We start from the raw sequence: 2,210 nt of genomic DNA, 5'->3' as shown, positions 1-2,210 counted from the left end.
CGGGCAGCAGCGACCGGAACCGTGCTAGCGCGGGACATCGCCGATGCGCTCACCCTAGGCGCGATCGACCTCACACACGGCGCTGCCGGGGCGCGGGACGCAGACGCCGGGGAGGACGCGGGGAGGCGGACCAGGGTCAGGTCCACCGTGCTGCCTCGGCTGTGGGCGGTCGGGGCGGCCAGGTAGCCCTGGGCGAAGAGGTCCGACTTCGACACCCGGGGGTGGTACGTCCGACCGGTCGGTGTCCCGCCCGGATCCCGGGCCCACCGGAGGATGTCGTCGGCGGCGCGGCCGGGGCGGTAACAGTCGTACACCTTCAGTGTGTGACCGTGGGTGAGGGCGGCGGCCTGCACCCGACGGAGGGCGTCGGCAGCCGCCCGGGTGAGCAGGCACAACGGTTCCCGGTAGCCCTCCAACGGCCGACCGACGAAGTTGCGTTCGGTCGCGTACCGGATGTCGCTGCGGATCGTGGGGTCGACGTCGCCGAGGACGACCACGTCGGCCGGGGCCTGCGGGGCTGCCGACGCGGGCGGTGACGGGGCCGGGGACGACGGCCGGTGGCAGGCGGCGGGGAGGAGGGCGACGGTCGCCGCCAGCACGGACAGGACCGACCACGAGCCGGCACTGACGCCCCGGGTGGTCACGGTGCTCACCCGCTCACGCTAGCCGGGTTCCCGGTGTCCCGACGGCCGGTCGTCCGATGCCGTCACACCCGGGCAGGTGTGGCGGTCCGGACCGACGGGTATCGGAAACCGGCAGACGTCGATGAGGAGGAGACCATGAGCGACCCCAGGTACGTGCCGGTGGGGCTGGCTGCCGCCGGCCAGCTTCCCGCAGACATGGCCGACCCCGACCTGACGGCACCCGCAGTCGACGACGGCGTACCGGTGGGCCGGGCCGACGCCGACGCCGACCGGGCGCGCGCCGCCGGTGAGGACCCGAACGGGGAGCAGTCGGCGGACCTGTGACACGCACGGCGGAGGGCGGGTCGGTGGCGGAACCGACCCGCCCTCCTGTCGTACCTCAGCCCGGTCGGCGGCGGGAGCGACGACGTCGTACCAGCAGCAGAGTCCCTGTCGCCGTCAGGACGGTGACCCCGCCGAGCAGGACCGACAGGGTCACCGGGGCGACACCGGCCGTCGTCTGGTCCCGGGCCGGGCGGGCCATGGCCGGCCCGACGACGGCGTCGGCCCCGGTGTCCAGGGGTGACGGACTGGGGTCGGTGACGGCGACGGGCGGGGTGGCGGTCAACTCCCCCGGCTCGACCAGTCGACCGACGGCGGCGTTACGGGGCAGTGCGAAACCCCAGTCGAGCAGGGCGGCCCCCTGTTCCCAACCCCGCATCGGCCGGGGCTCGGCCCCGAGGAGGCTGACCACCAGCCGCCGACCCCCACGCTCGGCCGCCCCGACGTAGGTGTGCCGGGCGTAGTCGGTGAAACCGGTCTTCCCGCCCAGCGCACCCGGGTACCGGTAGATGAGCTGGTTGTCGTTCTGGATCTGGAAGCCCCTGACCTTGAGGGCGGGCTGGGCCGGAACCCGGGCCCGCTCGGCTCGCGCGTACCTGGCGAAGGTCGGCTGGGCGAAGCAGGCCCGGGCGATCAGTGCCAGGTCGTACGCGCTGGTGAACTGCCCGGGACCGTCCAGCCCGGACGGGGTCACCGCATGCGTCTGCAATGCTCCCAGCCGGAGGGCCTCCTCGTTCATCGCCCGTACCCCACCGGCTGCCCCGTCCGCCCCGCCACCGAGGCGGGCCAGCAGGTTCGCCGCCTCGTTGCCGGAGTTGAACAGCAGGCCGAGCCAGACCGTCTCCACCCGGTAACGGCCCCCCACCACGAGGCCGACGGCCGAGGACCCGGCGGCGATGTCGAGGTCGGCGTCGGTGGCGGTGACCACCTGGTCGGGATCCAGTCTCGGCAGCATGGTGGCCGCCAGCAGGAGCTTCTGGACGCTCGCCGGGGTGGCGGACTCGTGGGGCCCGCACCCGCCCAGGACCGCCCCGCTGTCCAGGTCGGCCACCACCCACGACGTCGCGGTGACCGCCGGTGGCGACGGCGCACCGGGCGGGGTCACCAGACCGGCGGTGGCCAGCGCCGCTCCGCCGACCGTCCGGTGCTGCGGCACCACCGGCGGTGGGGTCGGCCGGGGCGACCGGGTGACCTTCGGTGCCACCGCCCGGGGGCAGGGCACCACCGGACCGGCGGCGGGGCCGG

The 2,210-nt window shown here is 75.0% G+C and carries 3 protein-coding genes; 1 reads left to right on the top strand and 2 read right to left on the bottom strand.

Annotation, left to right across the window (positions count from 1 at the left end):
- On the bottom strand, positions 1-653 hold a 653-nt coding region (locus ABT336_RS27320), incomplete at its 3' end, for a M15 family metallopeptidase (protein ID WP_350900466.1).
- A 126-nt stretch (positions 654-779) separates the two neighbouring features.
- Here ABT336_RS27320 and ABT336_RS27315 point away from each other — a divergent pair.
- Positions 780-968, top strand: coding sequence for a hypothetical protein (locus ABT336_RS27315; protein WP_350900464.1), 189 nt, complete (start codon positions 780-782; stop codon positions 966-968).
- A gap of 55 nt (positions 969-1,023) precedes the next feature.
- Here the strand turns inward: ABT336_RS27315 and ABT336_RS27310 are convergent.
- A partial coding sequence (locus tag ABT336_RS27310; protein ID WP_350900462.1) for a D-alanyl-D-alanine carboxypeptidase family protein occupies positions 1,024-2,210 on the bottom strand: 1,187 nt, incomplete at its 5' end.

The sequence above is a fragment of the Micromonospora sp. NPDC000207 genome, assembly GCF_040300925.1.
In the GTDB taxonomy this organism is placed as follows: domain Bacteria; phylum Actinomycetota; class Actinomycetes; order Mycobacteriales; family Micromonosporaceae; genus Micromonospora.
The sequence above is the reverse complement of the archived record's forward strand: the minus strand, read 5'-3'. Positions and strand labels throughout refer to the sequence as shown.